Raw genomic sequence first — 18,701 nt, forward strand, 5'->3', positions numbered from 1 at the left:
AGCCATGAAAAAAAATCTAAAGTTTAATCTTGTCTGGTTGGTCATTGCCGCTGGTCTTTATGCAATTCTATATGCGCTCTATAGTGCAGGGATTATTACATTCTTTACTGATTTCATTATTGTCAATATTGGTATCAACATTATTTTAGCCTGTGGGCTCAATTTAATTATCGGATTTTCGGGACAGTTTTCTCTAGGTCATGCTGGGTTTATGGCAATTGGGGCCTATAGTGCGGCTATCATGAGTGTCAAAAACCCCACATTAGGTGGTTTCTTTTCAGGTCTTGTTTTAGGAATTTTCTTATCTGGTTTAGTCGCTCTAGTAGTCGGTATTCCAACGCTTCGTTTAAAAGGCGACTATCTAGCGATTGCGACTCTCGGTGTTTCAGAGATTATTCGGATTCTGATTGTCAATTTGCGTGATATTACAAATGGTCCTTCAGGAATCTTTGGCATTCCGCCATTTGCTAACTGGTCGATGGTCTTTGGCTTTGTTGTTATCACAACTTTAGTCATTGTGAACTTTCTTCATAGTGGTCCAGGGCGAGCAACTATCTCAATTCGCGAAGATGAAATTGCCGCTGAATCGATGGGGGTTAATACGACTAAATATAAGGTTATTGCCTTTATGTTAGGTGCCATGACCGCTAGTATCGCTGGCGCTTTATCAGCAAGCTATGTTCAATCAATTGCACCAAAAGATTTTGGTTTCATGAAATCAATCGATATCCTGATTATTGTTGTATTTGGTGGGATTGGTAGTGTCACAGGAACCTTTGTTGCAGCAATCGTATTGGGTATTTTGAATATGTACCTACAAGATTTCGGTGCACTTCGGATGATTATTTATGCGTTGGCGTTAATCATCATCATGATCTTCAAGCCAGGTGGCTTATTAGGGACTTGGGAATTTTCTGTTAAACGTATTTTTGAAAAATTTGGGAAAAAGGAGGACGATTCTGATGCCTCTATTGGACGTTAAAAACTTAACCAAAAACTTTGGCGGTTTAGCTGCCGTTTCAAATGTGAATCTACATTTAGAATCCAATGAATTAATTGGGTTAATCGGACCTAATGGTGCCGGTAAAACGACTTTATTTAATCTTTTAACAGGTGTCTATGAGCCTAGTGAAGGCGATGTCTTGTTCGAAAACCTCGGGAAGACGCATCGTCTAAATGGCCAAAAGCCTTATAAAATTGCTGACCTAGGATTAAGTCGGACGTTCCAAAATATTCGTCTGTTTAAAGATTTGACTGTGATGGATAATGTCTTAATTGCCATGAATAGCAAAAATAAAGAAGGGTTACTATCGAGTATCCTACGTTTTCCAAGCTTCTATAAAAAAGAAGAAGCGATGCAAAAAAAGGTGATTGAACTATTAGCTATCTTTGGGATGGAAACAAAAGCCCAAACCTTAGCCAAAAATCTACCTTATGGGGAACAGCGACGGTTAGAAATCGTACGAGCGTTAGCAACTCAACCGAAAATTTTATTCTTGGATGAGCCTGCTGCCGGGATGAACCCGCAGGAAACGGCTGAATTAACAACCTTGATCCGAAAAATTCAAGCAGAATTCCAAATTACGATTCTGTTAATCGAGCATGATATGAGTTTAGTTATGGATGTTTGTGAACGCATCTATGTGTTAGAATATGGCCGAGTGATTGCTGAAGGAGTACCTGAAGAAATTAAAAACAACCCACGTGTAATCGAAGCCTATCTTGGAGGTGAGCTATAATGTTAAGTGTTCAAAATTTATCAGTGCATTATGGCATGATTCAAGCTGTTCGAGACGTCAGTTTTGAAGTAAAAGAAGGAGAGATTGTTTCCTTAATTGGAGCCAATGGTGCCGGTAAAACGACGATTCTCCGCACGATTTCTGGCTTAATCCGACCTTCTAGTGGTAGTATTAGTTTTGAAGGTAACGAGATTCATAAAACGGTCCCACAAAAAATCGTAGCATCAGGATTGTCTCAAGTGCCAGAAGGACGACATATTTTCCCAGGATTGACGGTCCAAGAAAACTTAGAAATGGGTGCCTTCTTGCGTAAAGACTCGGCTGAGATGAAAACTGACTATGAACAAATTTTTAAGAAATTCCCAATTTTAGCAGAACGAAAAACGCAGGATGCTGCCACACTTTCAGGTGGAGAACAACAGATGCTAGCGATGGGTCGAGCATTAATGTCGAAGCCTAAACTTCTGCTATTAGATGAACCATCAATGGGCTTAGCCCCAATTTTTATCAAGGAAATTTTTAATATCATTCAAGAGATTCAACAACAAGGGACAACCGTTTTACTAATCGAACAGAATGCCAAAATGGCGCTCTCAATTGCTAATAGAGGCTATGTCTTAGAAACCGGGAAAATTGTTCTTGAAGGAACTGGTGCAGAGTTATTAGCCAGCGAAGAAGTTAAAAAAGCTTATTTAGGAGGGTAATTCATGAGCGTTCAAGATTTTATGACAAAAAATTTAGTGGTGGTTCAGCCGCAAACAAAAATTTTTGATGCGGTCGATTTAATGAAAAAAAACGATATTCACCGATTACCAGTCGTCGAAAATGATCGCTTAATCGGCTTAATCACAGAGGGAACCATTCAAGAAGCATTGCCTTCAAAAGCCACAACTCTCAGTGTCTATGAGGCCAATTATCTATTAAACAAAACGACGGTTGCCGATGTGATGGTTAAAAATGTTCAAACTGTCTTACCTGAAGCGCTCTTAGAAGAAGGAATCAGCCTGATGCGTAAGAACAATGTTGGTGTCTTGCCTGTCGTCGATAGCCAAGAAAATTTAGTTGGAATTATTACCAACAATGATATTTTTGATGCCTTTCTAAAAATTACCGGCTATAAAGATGGTGGAACTCGTGTTCAAATTCAGATTGTTGAAGACCATAAAGGGATTTTAGCTGATCTGACGAAACTATTAGCGGACAATGACTTTAGTATTTTAACCGTTGTTGTGAATAGAAAAGAATTAGAAACGATTGTTGAATTACAGATTCAAACGAGAGAGACTGAAAAGGTTCAGCAGCTCTTAAAGGATGCTGGTTATCAGGTCTTAGAAGCTGTCTTAACGAATGAAGAAGACTAGTTAAACATTGAGAGTCAAAGTAGAGGAGACCCTTTTACTTTGGCTCTTATTGTGTTCATCGGAGAACTTAGTGAACTAGACAGATACAAATAAAAGAGAATATGGTAAAATAGGCAACGAGGTGAGAATTATGTCAAAAAAAAATAAAGATATCGAAGTTCGTATGGAAGAAACAAAGAAATCAGTCAATGGTCAAGAAATTGAAGTTACTCAATTATTCATTGGTAAAAAAATGATTGGTGAAATCTTTACAAATGATGCCAAACATTTTGAAATTTATATGGATAATGAATCTCAAGGCGTGACAAAAACTTTTGGTGAAGCAGTAGAATCAGTCATCCGCCAATGGAATCTTCACGACTAAATAAATAACATCTAAAAATAACTAAAAAAAATTAAAATTTCCTCTTGCAATAACACGCATTTTTATGTATTATAACTAAGTCAGGTTTTTTACTAGACTTTTGGAGGAATAGCGAAGTGGCTAAACGCGACGGACTGTAAATCCGTTCCTTAGGGTTCAGTGGTTCGAATCCACTTTCCTCCACCATTGGGGTATAGCCAAGCGGTAAGGCAAGGGACTTTGACTCCCTCATGCGTTGGTTCGAATCCAGCTACCCCAGTTTCAAAACCGAATCAATTGATTCGGTTTTTTTTTACGTCTTTTTTTATCTCTCGAAGGGCGCCTATAACTTTTCAAATAAAAAGATAAAATTACATAGAAATCAAAAAATAGCTTCAAAAAAAGAAAGGAAATCACCTACATTTAGGTAATATCCTTTCAAAAATGTCTAGGGTAACTATTTTTCAATATCGATTCCTAAGACGGTTAAATGACCGTTGCCGACAAGCTTAATTACTAAGCGTGCCAAATGGTTAGGCGACATATCGGTGTTACTTGTGACCCACCAATGAAGCGTGCCAATGAAGATAGAGGTCATATACTCAATAATAAAGTCCATTGGGACCTCAATATCGTTTTCCGTAATACGCAATTGCTTAAAAATATGATCATATTTATCGTAAAGAATTTCGGCAATCTTTTGACGAAGTAACTCATTGGATGAGCCGTCCATCACCGTTAAAAAGAATTTTTTATTTTCGTGAATTTTGACGTAAATACCGGTTAAAACAAACTCCACTTTTTTGATTTGTAGCTTATTGCCTTCAATTAATTGTTCTGGATCTAAAACGGACGTGAACGCAGAGACTGCTAATTCAAAAATTCGTTCATAGAGATCTGGTTTATCTTTAAAATGTGAATAAAACGTCGCACGATTAATCATCGCTTCATCGGCAATGTCTTGAATAGTGACATTGTCATAGCCTTTTTCTTCGACTAAACGAATAAAAGCATCGACGATCATTTTCCTGGTTCGTATGACGCGCAAATCAGTTTTCTTCATTCTGTGAACCTCCTAACAAATCAAACAACAATTTTGTGTGTTTTGTTGTATATCTCACAAAACGACGCGAATTGCGTATTGAATTTTTCCTGATTTCTCAATAAAATATACAATAGTAGTATATCAGACACTTTGTTAGATAATCAACAATCTGTCGAAAAAAAAGGAAGTAGGCGAAGAAAATGACATTACGAGCTGGGATTGATGTCGGTTCAACTACTGTGAAACTGGTTATTCTGAATGAAGAGAACGCAACTGTCTTTGCGAAGTACGAGCGTCATTATTCAGATGTGAAAGCAGCAACTGAACGTGTCTTAAAAGAAGCACAAACACTAATTAAAAATCAAACACTAACAATGAATATCACAGGATCTGGCGGCATGGGGCTGGCAGATGTTTTAGATATTCCTTTCGTACAAGAAGTGATAGCTTGTACAAAAACCGTGGAAGAAATTATACCAGAAACAGACGTCGCGATTGAATTAGGTGGAGAAGATGCCAAAATCACCTTTTTTGAGGGCGCTTTAGAGCAACGCATGAACGGTAGTTGTGCTGGTGGGACAGGGGCTTTTATCGATCAGATGGCCTCTTTACTGAAAACTGATGCAAATGGTGTTAATGAGTTTGCTAAAAACTATAAAAATCTTTATCCAATTGCTTCACGATGTGGGGTCTTTGCAAAAACAGATGTGCAGCCGTTGATTAATGAAGGTGCTGCAAAAGAAGACATTTCAGCGAGTATTTTCCAAGCAGTGGTGAATCAAACGATTGCCGGCTTAGCTTCTGGACGAAAAATTAAAGGGAAGGTGGCCTTTTTAGGTGGACCGCTCTTCTTTATGTCTGAATTACGTAAACGATTTATTGAAACCTTAGATATCAAACCTGAAGATGTCATTTTCCCTGAAAATCCGCAATTATTTGTGGCGATGGGGGCAGCTTTATATTCTGAATCTGCAGAAGAAACAACACTTGAAGGCTTGTTGGATAATTTAATCAATGGGGACCAAGAACAGTTGAGTCCTTCGGATACCTTGGAGCCTTTATTCCATAATGATGAAGAGCTAGCTGAATTTAGAGCGCGTCATAATAAAGCGCAAGCCACAGAAAAAGACTTAGCGACGCATACTGGTGTGACCTTTTTGGGAATTGATGCCGGATCGACGACGACAAAAGTTACGTTGATTGATGAAGATGCTAACATTCTCTTTTCATTTTATGGTAACAATCAAGGGCAACCACTTGAAACGACTATGGAAGTCTTAAAAGATCTTTATCAAAAGATGCCGAAGGATACCTTTATCGGGAAAGCCGCGGTGACAGGTTACGGTGAGCATTTGATTAAGAATGCCTTGAAGGTCGACATTGGTGAAGTAGAAACCATGGCTCACTACAAAGCAGCCAATCATTTCCAACCTGGCGTTGATTTTATTCTTGATATTGGTGGGCAGGATATGAAAGCCATGACGATTAAAGATGGTGTACTTTCATCTATCCAATTAAATGAAGCTTGTTCTTCAGGCTGTGGCTCATTTATCGAAACCTTTGCTAAATCATTGAATTATGATGTAAAAGATTTTGCTTTAGCTGCCGTTGAATCGCGTAAACCTGTTGATTTGGGTTCTCGTTGTACTGTCTTTATGAATTCAAAAGTTAAGCAGGTGCAAAAAGAAGGAGCCTCAGTCGGCGATATTTCCGCTGGACTTTCTTACTCAGTCATTAAAAATGCCATTTACAAAGTAATCAAAATCCGTCGTCCCGAAGAATTAGGCAAGAAAGTTGTCTGCCAAGGTGGAACTTTCTATAACGAAGCCGTTTTACGTGCCTTTGAACAGATTAGTGAACGTGAAGTCGTGCGTCCGTCAATCGCAGGTTTGATGGGGGCTTATGGTTCAGCCATCATTGCGTTAGAAGATTATCAGTTTGGCGATGAAACAACGACGCTTTCATTAGAAGAGCTTGATGCGTTTACTTCTGAAAAAGAATTTACCCATTGTGGTCTGTGCGAAAACAACTGTATGTTGACTGTGACTGTCTTCTCAGATGGTCGTCAATTTGTCACAGGAAATCGTTGTGAACGTGGTGCTCGAATTAAGATTAAGCGGGAAGAACGAAAAGTTAATTTAGTCGATTATAAATATCGTCGTTTGTTCAAATACCGGGCACTACGTAAAAAAGATGCGATTCGTGGATCGATTGGGATTCCTCGTGTCTTAAATATGTATGAAAACTATCCATTGTGGCATACATTCTTTACTGATTTAGGCTTTAGAGTGGAATTATCACCACGTTCAAATAAAGACTTATACGAAAAAGGCATGGATACCATTCCAAGTGATACTGCTTGTTACCCAGCGAAAATCGCTCATGGACATATTCAAGCTTTAATCGATTCAGGCGTGCCGCGGATTTTCTATCCTGGGATTATCTTTGAGCGTCAGGAGACAGCGGGTGCTGAAAATCACTTTAACTGTCCGATTGTCCAAAGTTATCCAGATGTCTTAAGAAATAATGTTGATGATATTCGTGATGGAAAAGTCGATTATCGCAATCCGTTCCTAAACCTAGCGAATGAAGAGTCAATGGTGGGCGTTTTAACCAAAAACTTTGCTGACTTAGGGATCTCAGAAGGCGATATCGCCAAAGCTCTTCGTCATGGTTTCGAAGAATTAGATGCCTTTAAACAAGATATTCAACAAAAAGGTGAAGAAACCTTAATGATGTTGAATCAAAAAGGGCAAAAAGGAATTGTTATTTCTGGTCGTCCCTATCATCTGGATCCTGAAATCAACCACGGAATTGCTGAAGTCATTACCCAAGAAGGCTTCCATGTGCTGACGGAAGATAGTATCTCACACCTTGGTGATGTGGGTAATTTACGGGTTGTCAATCAGTGGGTTTACCACTCTCGTCTGTATGCCGCGGCTCGTGTTGTAGCAAAATCGAAAAACTTGGAGCTTGTTCAGCTGAACTCATTCGGCTGTGGGATTGATGCCGTTACAACGGACCAAGTGGAAGAAATTATGGATCAATACGGTAAAATTTACACTGTTTTAAAAATTGATGAAGGCTCAAACTTAGGAGCTATCCGAATTCGTCTACGTTCATTAAAAGCAGCCGTTGGCGAGCGTGAAAAAATGAACTTCGAACCGGTTCAGCGTTTCGAAGAGCCCGAAAAGATTATTTTCACCAAAGAAATGAAAAACAAACACACCTTGCTCTTACCAATGTTAAGTCCGATTCACCAAAGCGGCTTAGTTGATGTAGCCTTGCAAGCTTCTGGCTATAATGTCGTTTGTTTACCCGCTGAAGATAATCAAGCGGTGGATATTGGTTTGAAATACGTGAATAATGATGCCTGCTATCCTGCTATCATCTCGATTGGTCAGCTAGTCGAAGCGCTGCAAAGTGGCGAGTATGATGTGGAAAACACTAGTGTCATGATGACGCAAACCGGTGGAGGTTGTCGTGCAACCAACTATATTCCACTACTTAGAAAAGCCTTGAATGATGCTGGCTTTGATAAAGTGCCTGTTGTTTCCATTTCGATGGGGAACAAAGGGGTAGAATCGAATCCTGGCTTCAAATTTACTTTACCAATGTTAAAACGTGTGGCAATTGCCTTCTTATACGGTGATTTATTCGAACGTGTAGTTTACAGAACACGTCCTTATGAATTAGAACCTGGCGTGATTGATGCCTTACATGAACAATGGTTGAAGAAAATCGAACCGAATATTCGCAGTGGTTCGTTGACTGCCTTTAATCGAAACATGAAGAAAATTGTCCGTGAATTTGATGAAATTCCATTATCTGATGTTGTCAAACCGAAAGTCGGGATTGTCGGCGAAATCTTGGTGAAATATTCACCAACAGCCAACAACGATATCGTGCGTTTACTAGAAGCAGAAGGTGCCGAAGCGATTGTGCCTGATATCGTCGGCTTCATGAACTACTCGTTGTATAACCAAATTTGGAAGTACGACAACTTAGGGATGTCTAAACAAAGTAAGTTAGTGGCCCAATTTGCCATCCGTTTGATTGAAATGGTCGAAAAACCGATGGATAAAGCGTTAAGAAAATCTAAACGTTTTGACGGGATTAACTCGATTTACGATATGGCCGAAGACGCTGAGAAAATCTTATCAATCGGAAATCATACCGGTGAAGGTTGGTTCTTAACTGGTGAGATGATTGAACTGCTGAAAGAGGACGTCAACAATATCGTTTGTATGCAACCCTTCGGCTGTCTGCCTAACCACGTGGTAGGTAAAGGAGTTGTCAAAGAATTGCGTCGTCAATATCCAAAAGCGAATATCGCGGCAATTGATTACGATCCAGGTGTTTCTCTAGTCAATCAATTAAACCGAATCCGTTTGATGATGGCTACAGCGAATAAAATGCTAGAAAAAGAAACAGTTAAATAATCATCTGCTGATTTAAGTAGCAGACAGAAGAGTCGGGAACTATTCCGGCTCTTTTTGCTTTTCTCATTTACATGAAGTGACCTAGCCCAAATGATTATTTGTGCGATGGATGTTTCTACTCAAATTCATCGTTATCTGCGTTAAAACTTGATATTTCAGCATTATTACCAATTAAATTGTTCGAATTATAGTTGTGAATTAGGTATATACCAGTTATAATAAAAGGGAGAAATTGAATTTAAGGAGGAGACCCATATGCCTGGAAGTTTACCGGTTTATATACAAATACATGATCAATTAAAAGAAGAAATCGAAAATGGTCTTTGGAAGATTGGCGATCGTCTACCTTCAGAACGAGAGCTGTCTGTCAAATTTGGCGTGAGTCGTATGACCTTACGTCAAGCCATCCAAACATTATCGGATGAGGGAATTTTAGAACGAAAAATTGGTTCAGGGACGTATGTAGCACGAGAAAAAGTCCAAGAAAAAATGAGTGGAACAACGAGTTTTACCGAGATTATGGAATCACAAAATCGTGTTCCATCAAGTAAAACAGTCTCTTACTTTGTGACTTCGCCTAGTTCAAGCGAAATGGATAAATTAAATTTAGCAAAAACTGATTCCATTTTACGAATGGAACGCATTCGTTATGCTGATGGCGTGCCAATCTGTTTTGAGGTGGCGAGCATCCCAAATAAATTGGTGGAAGAATTTAGTAAGGCAGAGATTACCGATTCTTTTTACCGGACATTAGAGACAAAAGGCGCGAAGAAGGTCGGTCGGGCCAATCAAACGGTTTCTGCCATGTTAGCTTCTGAACGTATTTCTGAATATTTGGAGATTAAACGGGGCGATGCAATCTTACGCCTTCGCCAAGTTTCTTATTTCGAAGATGGGGAACCTTTTGAATATGTTCGAACTCAATACGTCGGCAATCGTTTTGAATTCTATCTAGAAAAATAAGACAAAAAAGCTTCACAAAGGCTCAGCAATGAGGCTCTGTGAAGCTTTTTTATTTCTAAAGATTGACGGTTATTGTTGAAGATTAAGAAATCAGCGTCTCGACATAGCTGGTTTCGCCTTCCTCAAAGGTGACTTGACCATTCAGAAGATCGGTGATGCTTGCTTGAAAGACGGCTAATTCGGCTTGATCGACCATCGCAATCACTGTGATGGCCTCTGTATATAGCGTCTCTTTTATCACATATTGATTGAGCTCTAGAAAGTTTTGAACTTTCCCTAATAAAGGATAACTAGTATGTATCAAGACTTCCTGCTGTAAAACGCCACGCACAAGCCCAATTTCGGCGATTGCCTGGGCAACTGCACCTGAATAAGCACGAATTAGACCTCCAGCGCCTAGTTTGGTCCCGCCGAAGTAGCGAGTGACGACTGCCGCAACATTCATCACTTGATTTTTTTTGAGGACCTCAAGCATGGGAACACCAGCTGTACCACTAGGTTCGCCATCATCGCTACTGCGCTGAATTGCTTGATTCTCACCCAGCACAAAGGCACTGCAATTATGATTGGCTTTCCAATGTTCTTTTTTTATTTCTTGAATGAAGGATTTTGCTTGCTCTTCGGTTTCAATTCGTTTTAAAAAACAAATAAATCGCGACTTTTTGATTTCAATTTCTGTTTGATAGTTTTCTTTAATCGTAATATATTGATCCATTGTCCTTCACCCCTCACTAGCTAGTATAGGAAAAATAGCGCGAACTTTCAACTTGGTCATTTGAGAATCCAGATGAAAAGAGCTCCTTTAAATGAGTTCCCTTTGAATAAAATCAGCGTTTCGAAAAATAGACTTGTAAAATTTACTTTTCACAATCAGGCTACCAATCACAAAGCCAGCAAAATTGGCGACGATATCTCCTGCATCAAAAAAGCCCAGATGGAAACTATACTGACTGATCTCAACAACTAAAATAAAGCCTAGGAACAACAAGCTATTTTTCGTATTCAAAACAAATAAAAAGCCAAGAGGGATAAAACAAATGATGTTCAATAAGACAATCATCGAATCGCCACTGATGAAATCTGTGATAAAAGAAAATGGATTTAGGGAGATTCCTTGTATTCCGATACTTTTAAAAAATAAAAAGTAGCCTAAAAACAAGAAATAGATTCCATAGAATACCTTAATAAATAGCGGGCTCAGTGTCCGAAAACGAATGATTTGATAAAGCAATGTACTGATTATCAGGCTGCCGATAGTCAGCAACAGAAGCGAAAACCAAAAATCATCTGAAAAATTTCCATTGAAGGAAGCCAACATGGGCATTAAATAAAAATAAAAAACATTCATGTATAGCCAGCGACAAAAAAGAAAAGAAAGAACAAAGAGCCCAATAAATAGCCCGATTGATTTTACTTTATTCATTATTTTACTCAACTCCAATCAAATTAATTACTGTAAGTTTAATCGATTATTTCCTGTAAAACAACACGCATTATAAAATGTGCATTTCTCAATGATGGGAAGAATATAAAGTAATTTACATAGTTGGATACATGCGTAAACTTTCTAGGTAATCATTTGCAGAGGGCGTAATTTGTGCGATAATAGAAGAAAAGGGTGGGTGAGTGATCATGCAGGAACGGGCAAAAAAATATGATGCAATAACCGAATATTTAAAAAATAATGGAGGCTCTCAGGTAACACTGACTTTCACTCAATTGGATGAGCTGCTTTTCCCTCATTCAGGCTTACCAAAAACGGCTCGAACGGAAACAGACTGGTGGGCCAACGACTATAAACATCCTGAAAAGGGTGCGTACGGCTGGCTTAACGCGGGGTATGAAGTCGTTCAGATTAATCTTAGAAAAGAATATGCGGTTTTTAATCAGCTGGTTAAATCAACTTGGTTTTCCCTATAAATTCAAGTTAAATGGGCGGATTACTGGAACTAGCGCTCTGCACAACTTTTAATTATGTATCAATTGACTAAATTTTATCTATCACTTCAACTAAGATTCATTTATCTCTTGCCTTAGAAAAAATTAGGCCAGATAAATGCGTAGCTTATTTTGAGGTGATTTTTTTATGGAAGAGCTTTGGGGAAGAAGAGTCTTATGGACACCACGTTTTGAAGCATTGGCAGAAGAATATCAACTATTTCCGGCGGTCAGCGTCGAGGGAGCTTATATACATTGTACAAGGTGTCAGACAGATACATTGAAAGAGTCCGTCGCGTTGCCTTCCGGATACTTCTATTGTCCGGCGTGTATTCAGATGGGACGGCTTGATACTAGTCAGCAGCTGATTCATCAAGCAGAACCCGACCACCAAGTGCGTGAAGTATTGATGACTTGGACTGGCCAATTAACAGCTGCTCAAGAAGAAATTTCAGATGCTTTATGTCGTAGTGTAGCTGAAAAGAGTCCTCATCTAATCCATGCGGTGACAGGTGCCGGCAAGACCGAGATCCTTTTCAAAGCGATTGCTGCCGCCCTTTCTAGAGGAGAAAGAGTAGCAATTGCCGCTCCTCGCATTGACGTCTGCTTAGAATTGTATCCTCGTCTAAAAGCAATTTTTCCGAATGAAATAATCGCTTTACTGTATAGTGCAAGCGAAGTTTCTTATGCGTACACTTCATTGGTTATTTGTACGACGCATCAATTATTGCATTTCTATCAAGCCTTTGATTTGTTAATCGTAGACGAAGTTGATTCATTTCCTTTTGAAGGGGATGCACGACTCAGCGCGGCGGTGGCCCAAGCGCAGAAAACCGAAGCGTGTTTGACTTATCTAACAGCTACCCCGCCACAAAGATTAGTCAAGGCAATCCAAGCGACCTTTACGATTAGTCAATTGCCTGCACGATTTCACAGACGCCCTTTACCTGAGCCTGAGAACATTTGGTGGTATGCCTGGCAAAAACATTGCCAGCAAGGTAAACGGTTAGCCACACTTTGCCGTCTGATTGAACGGCTTATTCAAAAAAATCACATTTTGTTATTTTGTCCGAGTATCGCGCTTATGGAAAGTTTATTTTCTGCATTACAGAGATATTTTCCTGACTTAGTGATTGAGCAAGTCCACGCTAATGATCCACTGCGAACAGAGAAAGTTCAACAGATGCGGCAACAACAATTCCAACTTTTTTTGTGTACAACGATATTAGAACGTGGTGTTACTTTTGAACAAGTTTCCGTCATTATCCTTGGGGCGAATCATCCGGTATTTACTAAGGCAACACTGATCCAGATTGCCGGGCGAGTGGATCGTAAAGGACCTTTTAATTTTGGGCGTGTCTGCTTTATCTATGATGAGCAGACAGTCGCGATGAAAGCCGCTATTAGAGAAATTAAACAGACCAATCAGTTAGCTAGAGAAAGAGGACTTATCGATGAAGTGTAGTTACTGTAAAGAACCGCTCGTCAGAACTCTCTCGCTAGCAGAAATTTTAGGCTTAGTGTCCATTCCGCTATTTGAACTTTGTAGTCATTGTACCCAGCTCTTTCATCAGATTGACCCGACTACTGCTTGTCCTGGTTGTGGCCGGGACACCTCTATGAAAGAGGAGCCTGGTTTGTGCGCAGATTGCTTGTATTGGCAAAAAAGATACCCGACATATTCTTTTAAAAATCGAGCTCTCTTTCGCTATGATTATTCATTTAAAGAATGGATTTCAAGCTACAAATTTTCAGGAGATTATCAACTAAGAGGGACTTTTTCTGAGAGATTAAAGCGGACACTTTCTCAGCGTACGTATAAAAACACATTGATTTGTCCGTTACCGCTATCGATTGAGCGGCAAAAACAGCGTGGGTTTAATCAAGTTGAAGGGGTCTTATTGGCGGCATCGATTCCTTTTGTACCTTTACTGAAACGACTAGAACTTGCTCCCCAATCAGGGAAGACGCGACAAGAGCGTTTATTAATGCCACAGCCATATGTCTTAGCAGTAGAAAAAGCCCAGATTAAACATCAGTCAATCTTATTAATCGATGACGTTTATACAACAGGTAGAACGTTATTTCATGCTGCCGAATGCTTACGTTTAGCAAATCCTGCAAAAGTTGAAAGTCTGACTTTTGCGCGATAAATACCACTTGTTTCAGAATCTTCAGAAATGATAGCGATTTAATTTGCAAATAGGCTAAAGTTCGATATAATAAGAGTATAAAGAAGGCAAAAAGAGTGGTCCTTTTCCTTCTTTGGATGTGGTAGACGAAAGGGGTAATTTTTATGTTTAGATACAATGTTCGTGGAGAAAATATTGAAGTGACAGACGCTATTCGCGATTATGTAGAAAAGAAAGTCGGTAAATTAGAACGCTACTTTAGTGAAGCACCTGAAGCAACTGCTCATGTGAATTTAAAAGTTTATACTGAGAAAACAGCTAAAGTTGAAGTAACAATTCCACTTCCTTATCTTGTTTTACGCGCAGAAGAAACTTCACCAGATCTATATGCAAGTATCGATTTGGTTGTTGATAAATTAGAGCGCCAAATCCGCAAATTTAAAACAAAAATTAACCGTAAGTCTCGTGAAACTGCAGTCAATACTGCAGCAGCAGCTACTTTCTTTAATGAAAGTAACGGGGAAGACGAAAACGAATCAGAACTTGATATCGTTCGTACAAAACGCTTATCACTAAAACCTATGGATAGTGAAGAAGCAGTACTTCAAATGAACATGTTAGGCCATAACTTCTTCATTTTTGAAGATGCTGAAACGAACGGAACAAGCATTGTTTATCGTCGTAAAGATGGCAAATATGGATTAATCGAAACAGATTAATCATTTCTATCAAATAGAAAAGAGGTATGACACTATGTCGTACCTCCTTTTTATTTTATAAAAATATAAAAATCTGTTGTTTTATTACTAAAATAGCTATCTTTTTATCGCAAAAAAGTACATAATAAACTAGAATGTGTCAAAGTTCGTGTGTATTTCTCTTAAGGTTATTTCATTTGCACGTAAGAAATGATAAAATATACGGGAGAATTTACACTTTGGTGTATTGTAATAAAAAGAAGTGAGATAAAAGGAGAAGAATAAACGAATGGCCAATTTTTTGAAAAAAATAATTGAAAATGATAATAAAGAACTTAAACGGCTAGAAGGTATAGCAAAAAAAGTTGAAGCACATGCGGATGCCATGGCTGCTCTAACAGATGAAGCATTGACAGCGAAAACAGAAGAATTTAAAACGCGCTATCAAGCAGGCGAAACCTTAGACCAATTATTACCTGAAGCTTTTGCTGTTGTCCGTGAGGCAGCAAAACGTGTGCTCGGTTTATATCCTTATCGAGTGCAGTTAATGGGTGGGGTCGTGTTACACGACGGCAATATCCCTGAGATGAGAACAGGTGAAGGGAAAACCTTGACTGCCACAATGCCTGTATACTTAAATGCAATTACCGGCGAAGGCGTGCACGTAGTTACCGTCAATGAATACTTAGCAACTCGTGACTCGACAGAAATGGGTGAATTGTACAATTTCCTAGGCTTATCAGTTGGATTGAACATTAACTCAAAATCTTCTGAAGAAAAACGTGCGGCTTATGCCTGCGATATTACTTATAGCACAAATAACGAATTAGGCTTTGATTATCTAAGAGATAACATGGTGGTATACCGCAGCCAAATGGTGCAACGTCCACTAAATTATGCAATTGTCGATGAAGTCGATTCTATTTTGATTGATGAAGCGAGAACTCCTTTGATTATTTCTGGACAAGCAGAAAAATCAACGGCTCTTTATACGCGGACAGATAACTTCGTTAAACGTCTAAAAGAAGAAGAAGATTACAAAATTGATATCCAATCAAAAACAATTAGTTTGACTGAAGCTGGGATTGAAAAAGCGGAAGAAACATTTAGCTTAGAAAATCTTTATGATATCGAAAATACAGCCTTAACTCACCATATGGATCAAGCATTGCGGGCAAACTATATCATGCTCCGCGATATCGATTATGTGGTTCAAGAAGGCAAAGTTTTAATCGTTGACCAATTTACTGGTCGTATCATGGATGGTCGTCGTTATTCTGATGGCTTACACCAAGCGATTGAAGCAAAAGAAAGTGTCGAGATTGAAGATGAAACAAAAACAATGGCGACGATTACTTTCCAGAACTACTTCCGTATGTACAAAAAGCTTGCTGGGATGACCGGTACGGCTAAGACTGAAGAAGAAGAGTTCCGTGAAATCTACAATATTCAAGTCTTCCAAATCCCTACGAATAAACCAATTATTCGTGATGACCGGGCAGATTTATTGTATCCAACTTTAACAAGCAAGTTTAATGCAGTTGTTAAAGATATTAAAGAACGTTACCGCAAAGGCCAACCAATCCTAGTGGGGACAGTTGCCGTTGAAACTTCTGAACTTTTATCAGAGATGCTTAACAAAGAAAAGGTACCTCATGAAGTCTTGAATGCGAAAAATCACTTTAAAGAAGCGGAAATTATCATGAATGCCGGCCAAAAAGGTGCAGTTACAATTGCTACCAATATGGCGGGTCGTGGGACCGATATTAAATTAGGCTTGGGCGTTGTTGAACTTGGCGGTCTTGCTGTTATCGGTACAGAACGTCATGAATCACGCCGTATTGATAATCAGTTGCGTGGACGTGCGGGTCGTCAGGGTGATCCAGGGGTTTCTCAATTCTATCTTTCATTGGAAGATGATTTGATGAAGCGTTTTGGTTCTGAACGAATTAAAGCATTCTTAGATCGCATGAAATTGGATGAAGAAGATTCTGTTATCCAAAGTAAAATGTTCAGTAAACAAGTTGAATCTGCTCAAAAACGAGTGGAAGGAAATAACTATGATACACGTAAGAATGTCTTACAGTATGATGATGTAATGCGTGAACAGCGTGAGGTTATCTACAAACAACGTCTTGCAGTAATCATGGAAGAAAACAACTTAACTGATGCTTTAATGAACATGGTGAAACGGACGATCGACCGAGTGGTTGATGCCCATACTCAGCTAGAAAAAGAACAATGGAATCTTGAGGGAATCGTTGATTTTGCGGCGAGCGCTTTAGTTCATGAAGATTCAATTACTGTTGCTGATTTGAAAAATAAATCTGCTGAAGACATCAAAACAGATTTATACAATCGAGCAAAAGAAGTCATGGAAGTCAAATCAGGGCACCTAAATGGACCTGAACAATTATTAGAATTCCAAAAAGTCGTTATCTTACGTGTTGTTGATACAAAATGGACAGATCACATCGATGCGATGGATCAATTACGTCAATCAGTTGGTTTACGTGCTTATGGACAAAACAATCCATTGGTAGAATACCAAACTGAAGGCTACAAGATGTTTGAAGACATGATTGGTGCTATCGAATATGAAGTGACTCGTCTCTTCATGAAAGCTGAAATCCGCCAAAACGTTGAACGTGAACAAGTTGTTCGTGGTGAAGCAAATTACCAAGAAGAGCCTGAAGACGTTGTAGAAAAGAGTAATACAAGCGACAAGAAGAGCCCTGTTCAAGTAAACAAGGTAGGCAGAAATGATCCTTGTCCTTGTGGTAGCGGGAAAAAATTCAAAAATTGTCATGGAAGAAATGCTGACTAGATTTTTAGCTCGGTCAAAATGAAATCAATCGCTGAGGCAAAATTCTTTTGAGTTTTGCCTCAGTTTCTTGTTACTATACAGAAAGAAGGAATAGAAATGGAAATTGCTGAAATACGAAATTTACTAGAATCCATGGAACAAAAGGTCACAAGTTTTAGGGGGTCTCTTTGACTTAGATCAGCTGGAGGAAGATATTGCCGAAGCAGAGCATCAGATGGCTGAACCTGGTTTTTGGGACGATAGTGTCCATGCCCAAAAAATAATTAATGAAAATAATGCCAATAAGGAAACTTTTGATCAATTTAATCAGTTGGCCGAAGAATTAGAAGAACTGACTGTGATGGCTGAGATGCAACAGGAAGAATTTGATGCAGATTTACAAGTCGAATTGGAAACGCGCATCAATCAGTTGGATGAAAAACTAGCTACGTACGAATTATCAATGCTTTTAGATGAACCTTATGACAAGAATAATGTTATTTTAGAATTACATCCGGGGGCAGGGGGTACGGAATCCCAAGACTGGGGTAGTATGCTGTTACGGATGTACACGCGTTGGTCAGAACAGCATGGTTATCAAGTGGAGACATTGGATTATCAAGCAGGCGATGAAGCAGGGATTAAAAGTGTTACTTTACTAATTAAAGGGCACAATGCATATGGCTATTTAAAATCTGAAAAGGGTGTGCATCGCTTGGTGCGAATCTCTCCTTTTGACTCGGCTAATCGCCGCCACACTTCATTTTGTTCAGTCGATGTGATGCCTGAGTTAGACGGTACAGTCGAGGTAGAGATTAACTCAGATGATTTAAAAATTGACACTTACCGAGCAAGTGGAGCGGGTGGTCAGCATATTAATAAAACGGAATCAGCCGTGCGAATTACCCATTTACCTACTGGAACAGTGGTAGCTAGCCAAGCACAACGTTCGCAATTAAAGAATAGAGAACAAGCGATGGGCATGCTGAAAGCAAAACTTTATCAACTCGAAATCGAGAAAAAAGAACAAGAAGCAGCTGCACTAAAAGGGGAACAAATGGAAATTGGTTGGGGCTCACAGATTCGCTCCTATGTTTTCCATCCTTACTCGATGGTTAAAGATCATCGGACTGACTATGAAACAGGGAATGTGCAAGCTGTGATGGATGGCGATCTAGATCATTTTATCGATGCCTATCTGAAAATGCGCTTAACTCAGAATGAGCCTCGTTAG

The 18,701-nt window shown here is 39.1% G+C and carries 16 protein-coding genes and 2 tRNA genes; 15 read left to right on the forward strand and 3 right to left on the reverse strand.

Going from position 1 to position 18,701, the window contains the following annotated elements; all coding sequences use genetic code 11:
- Positions 1 to 4: 4 nt before the first annotated feature.
- The 7 genes from BAU15_RS13870 (at position 5) to BAU15_RS13900 (ending at position 3,723) form a co-directional block, all read left to right on the forward strand.
- A complete protein-coding gene (locus BAU15_RS13870; RefSeq protein ID WP_161843327.1) occupies positions 5 to 982 on the forward strand; it encodes a branched-chain amino acid ABC transporter permease in 978 nt (325 codons plus the stop codon).
- Entirely contained in the window at positions 963 to 1,739 is a 777-nt protein-coding gene (locus BAU15_RS13875; RefSeq protein ID WP_161843328.1) for an ABC transporter ATP-binding protein, read from the forward strand. The genes BAU15_RS13870 and BAU15_RS13875 overlap by 20 nt, the downstream gene beginning before the upstream one ends.
- Positions 1,739 to 2,443 (forward strand): ABC transporter ATP-binding protein, encoded by a 705-nt coding sequence (locus tag BAU15_RS13880; protein WP_161843329.1) that lies wholly within the window; start codon positions 1,739 to 1,741, stop codon positions 2,441 to 2,443. Before BAU15_RS13875 ends, BAU15_RS13880 begins: the two co-directional genes overlap by 1 nt.
- Positions 2,444 to 2,446: 3 nt before the next feature.
- Entirely contained in the window at positions 2,447 to 3,100 is a 654-nt protein-coding gene (locus BAU15_RS13885; RefSeq protein WP_161843330.1) for a CBS domain-containing protein, read from the forward strand.
- A gap of 130 nt (positions 3,101 to 3,230) precedes the next feature.
- Positions 3,231 to 3,464: a DUF2969 domain-containing protein gene (locus tag BAU15_RS13890; RefSeq protein WP_161843331.1), complete on the forward strand. Its 234-nt coding sequence runs from the start codon at positions 3,231 to 3,233 to the stop codon at positions 3,462 to 3,464.
- 102 nt (positions 3,465 to 3,566) lie between these two features.
- A tRNA-Tyr gene (locus BAU15_RS13895) sits at positions 3,567 to 3,650 on the forward strand.
- 1 nt (position 3,651) lies between these two features.
- Positions 3,652 to 3,723: transfer RNA gene (locus BAU15_RS13900), tRNA-Gln, on the forward strand.
- Between the two features lie 177 nt (positions 3,724 to 3,900).
- Here the strand turns inward: BAU15_RS13900 and BAU15_RS13905 are convergent.
- Positions 3,901 to 4,506 carry a TetR/AcrR family transcriptional regulator gene (locus BAU15_RS13905; protein WP_161843332.1) on the reverse strand — a complete coding sequence of 202 codons (606 nt, stop codon included), beginning with the start codon at positions 4,504 to 4,506 and terminating at the stop codon, positions 3,901 to 3,903.
- A gap of 182 nt (positions 4,507 to 4,688) precedes the next feature.
- On the opposite strand from BAU15_RS13905, the gene BAU15_RS13910 reads away from it, so the two are divergent.
- Entirely contained in the window at positions 4,689 to 8,930 is a 4,242-nt protein-coding gene (locus BAU15_RS13910; protein WP_161843333.1) for a 2-hydroxyacyl-CoA dehydratase, read from the forward strand.
- A 255-nt stretch (positions 8,931 to 9,185) separates the two neighbouring features.
- The gene (locus tag BAU15_RS13915) at positions 9,186 to 9,893 is read left to right on the forward strand and encodes a GntR family transcriptional regulator (RefSeq protein ID WP_161843334.1); all 708 of its coding nucleotides are present in this window, start codon (positions 9,186 to 9,188) and stop codon (positions 9,891 to 9,893) included.
- An 82-nt stretch (positions 9,894 to 9,975) separates the two neighbouring features.
- On the opposite strand, the gene BAU15_RS13920 is transcribed toward BAU15_RS13915, so the two are convergent.
- A complete protein-coding gene (locus BAU15_RS13920; protein WP_161843335.1) occupies positions 9,976 to 10,608 on the reverse strand; it encodes a YigZ family protein in 633 nt (210 codons plus the stop codon).
- A gap of 87 nt (positions 10,609 to 10,695) precedes the next feature.
- On the reverse strand, positions 10,696 to 11,316 hold the full coding sequence (locus BAU15_RS13925) for a VanZ family protein (RefSeq protein WP_161843336.1): 621 nt from the start codon (positions 11,314 to 11,316) through the stop codon (positions 10,696 to 10,698).
- Positions 11,317 to 11,525: 209 nt separating this feature from the next.
- Here BAU15_RS13925 and BAU15_RS13930 point away from each other — a divergent pair, with 209 nt between their 5' ends.
- From BAU15_RS13930 to prfB, 6 genes are all read left to right on the forward strand, one after another.
- Complete coding sequence (locus BAU15_RS13930; RefSeq protein WP_161843337.1) at positions 11,526 to 11,813, forward strand: DUF7662 domain-containing protein; 288 nt, start codon at positions 11,526 to 11,528, stop codon at positions 11,811 to 11,813.
- A gap of 166 nt (positions 11,814 to 11,979) precedes the next feature.
- Entirely contained in the window at positions 11,980 to 13,296 is a 1,317-nt protein-coding gene (locus BAU15_RS13935; RefSeq protein ID WP_161843338.1) for an ATP-dependent helicase ComFA, read from the forward strand.
- A complete protein-coding gene (locus BAU15_RS13940; RefSeq protein WP_161843339.1) occupies positions 13,286 to 13,984 on the forward strand; it encodes a ComF family protein in 699 nt (232 codons plus the stop codon). The genes BAU15_RS13935 and BAU15_RS13940 overlap by 11 nt, the downstream gene beginning before the upstream one ends.
- Before the next feature lie 143 nt (positions 13,985 to 14,127).
- Positions 14,128 to 14,682, forward strand: a complete 555-nt coding sequence (hpf, locus tag BAU15_RS13945; protein WP_161843340.1) for a ribosome hibernation-promoting factor, HPF/YfiA family — start codon at positions 14,128 to 14,130, stop codon at positions 14,680 to 14,682.
- 268 nt (positions 14,683 to 14,950) lie between these two features.
- The gene (gene secA, locus BAU15_RS13950; RefSeq protein WP_161843341.1) at positions 14,951 to 17,488 is read left to right on the forward strand and encodes a preprotein translocase subunit SecA; all 2,538 of its coding nucleotides are present in this window, start codon (positions 14,951 to 14,953) and stop codon (positions 17,486 to 17,488) included.
- Positions 17,489 to 17,584: 96 nt separating this feature from the next.
- A protein-coding gene (gene prfB, locus BAU15_RS13955) for a peptide chain release factor 2 (protein ID WP_161843342.1) occupies positions 17,585 to 18,701 on the forward strand; the annotation gives its coding sequence in 2 pieces (ribosomal slippage) (positions 17,585 to 17,656 and positions 17,658 to 18,701; 1,116 coding nt in all).

Origin of the sequence: Candidatus Enterococcus huntleyi (genome assembly GCF_009933175.1) — a bacterium.
GTDB lineage: Bacteria > Bacillota > Bacilli > Lactobacillales > Enterococcaceae > Enterococcus_K > Enterococcus_K huntleyi.

Bases quoted from the DNA above. Each gene is read 5' to 3' on its own strand.
- BAU15_RS13880 (WP_161843329.1), top strand. From the start codon at position 1,739: ATGTTAAGTGTTCAAAATTTATCAGTGCATTATGGCATGATTCAAGCT.
- BAU15_RS13920 (WP_161843335.1), bottom strand. From the start codon at position 10,608: ATGGATCAATATATTACGATTAAAGAAAACTATCAAACAGAAATTGAA.
- hpf (WP_161843340.1), top strand. From the start codon at position 14,128: ATGTTTAGATACAATGTTCGTGGAGAAAATATTGAAGTGACAGACGCT.
- BAU15_RS13935 (WP_161843338.1), top strand. From the start codon at position 11,980: ATGGAAGAGCTTTGGGGAAGAAGAGTCTTATGGACACCACGTTTTGAA.
- BAU15_RS13930 (WP_161843337.1), top strand. From the start codon at position 11,526: ATGCAGGAACGGGCAAAAAAATATGATGCAATAACCGAATATTTAAAA.
- BAU15_RS13875 (WP_161843328.1), top strand. From the start codon at position 963: ATGCCTCTATTGGACGTTAAAAACTTAACCAAAAACTTTGGCGGTTTA.
- BAU15_RS13870 (WP_161843327.1), top strand. From the start codon at position 5: ATGAAAAAAAATCTAAAGTTTAATCTTGTCTGGTTGGTCATTGCCGCT.
- BAU15_RS13925 (WP_161843336.1), bottom strand. From the start codon at position 11,316: ATGAATAAAGTAAAATCAATCGGGCTATTTATTGGGCTCTTTGTTCTT.
- BAU15_RS13915 (WP_161843334.1), top strand. From the start codon at position 9,186: ATGCCTGGAAGTTTACCGGTTTATATACAAATACATGATCAATTAAAA.
- BAU15_RS13890 (WP_161843331.1), top strand. From the start codon at position 3,231: ATGTCAAAAAAAAATAAAGATATCGAAGTTCGTATGGAAGAAACAAAG.
- secA (WP_161843341.1), top strand. From the start codon at position 14,951: ATGGCCAATTTTTTGAAAAAAATAATTGAAAATGATAATAAAGAACTT.
- BAU15_RS13905 (WP_161843332.1), bottom strand. From the start codon at position 4,506: ATGAAGAAAACTGATTTGCGCGTCATACGAACCAGGAAAATGATCGTC.
- BAU15_RS13910 (WP_161843333.1), top strand. From the start codon at position 4,689: ATGACATTACGAGCTGGGATTGATGTCGGTTCAACTACTGTGAAACTG.
- BAU15_RS13940 (WP_161843339.1), top strand. From the start codon at position 13,286: ATGAAGTGTAGTTACTGTAAAGAACCGCTCGTCAGAACTCTCTCGCTA.
- BAU15_RS13885 (WP_161843330.1), top strand. From the start codon at position 2,447: ATGAGCGTTCAAGATTTTATGACAAAAAATTTAGTGGTGGTTCAGCCG.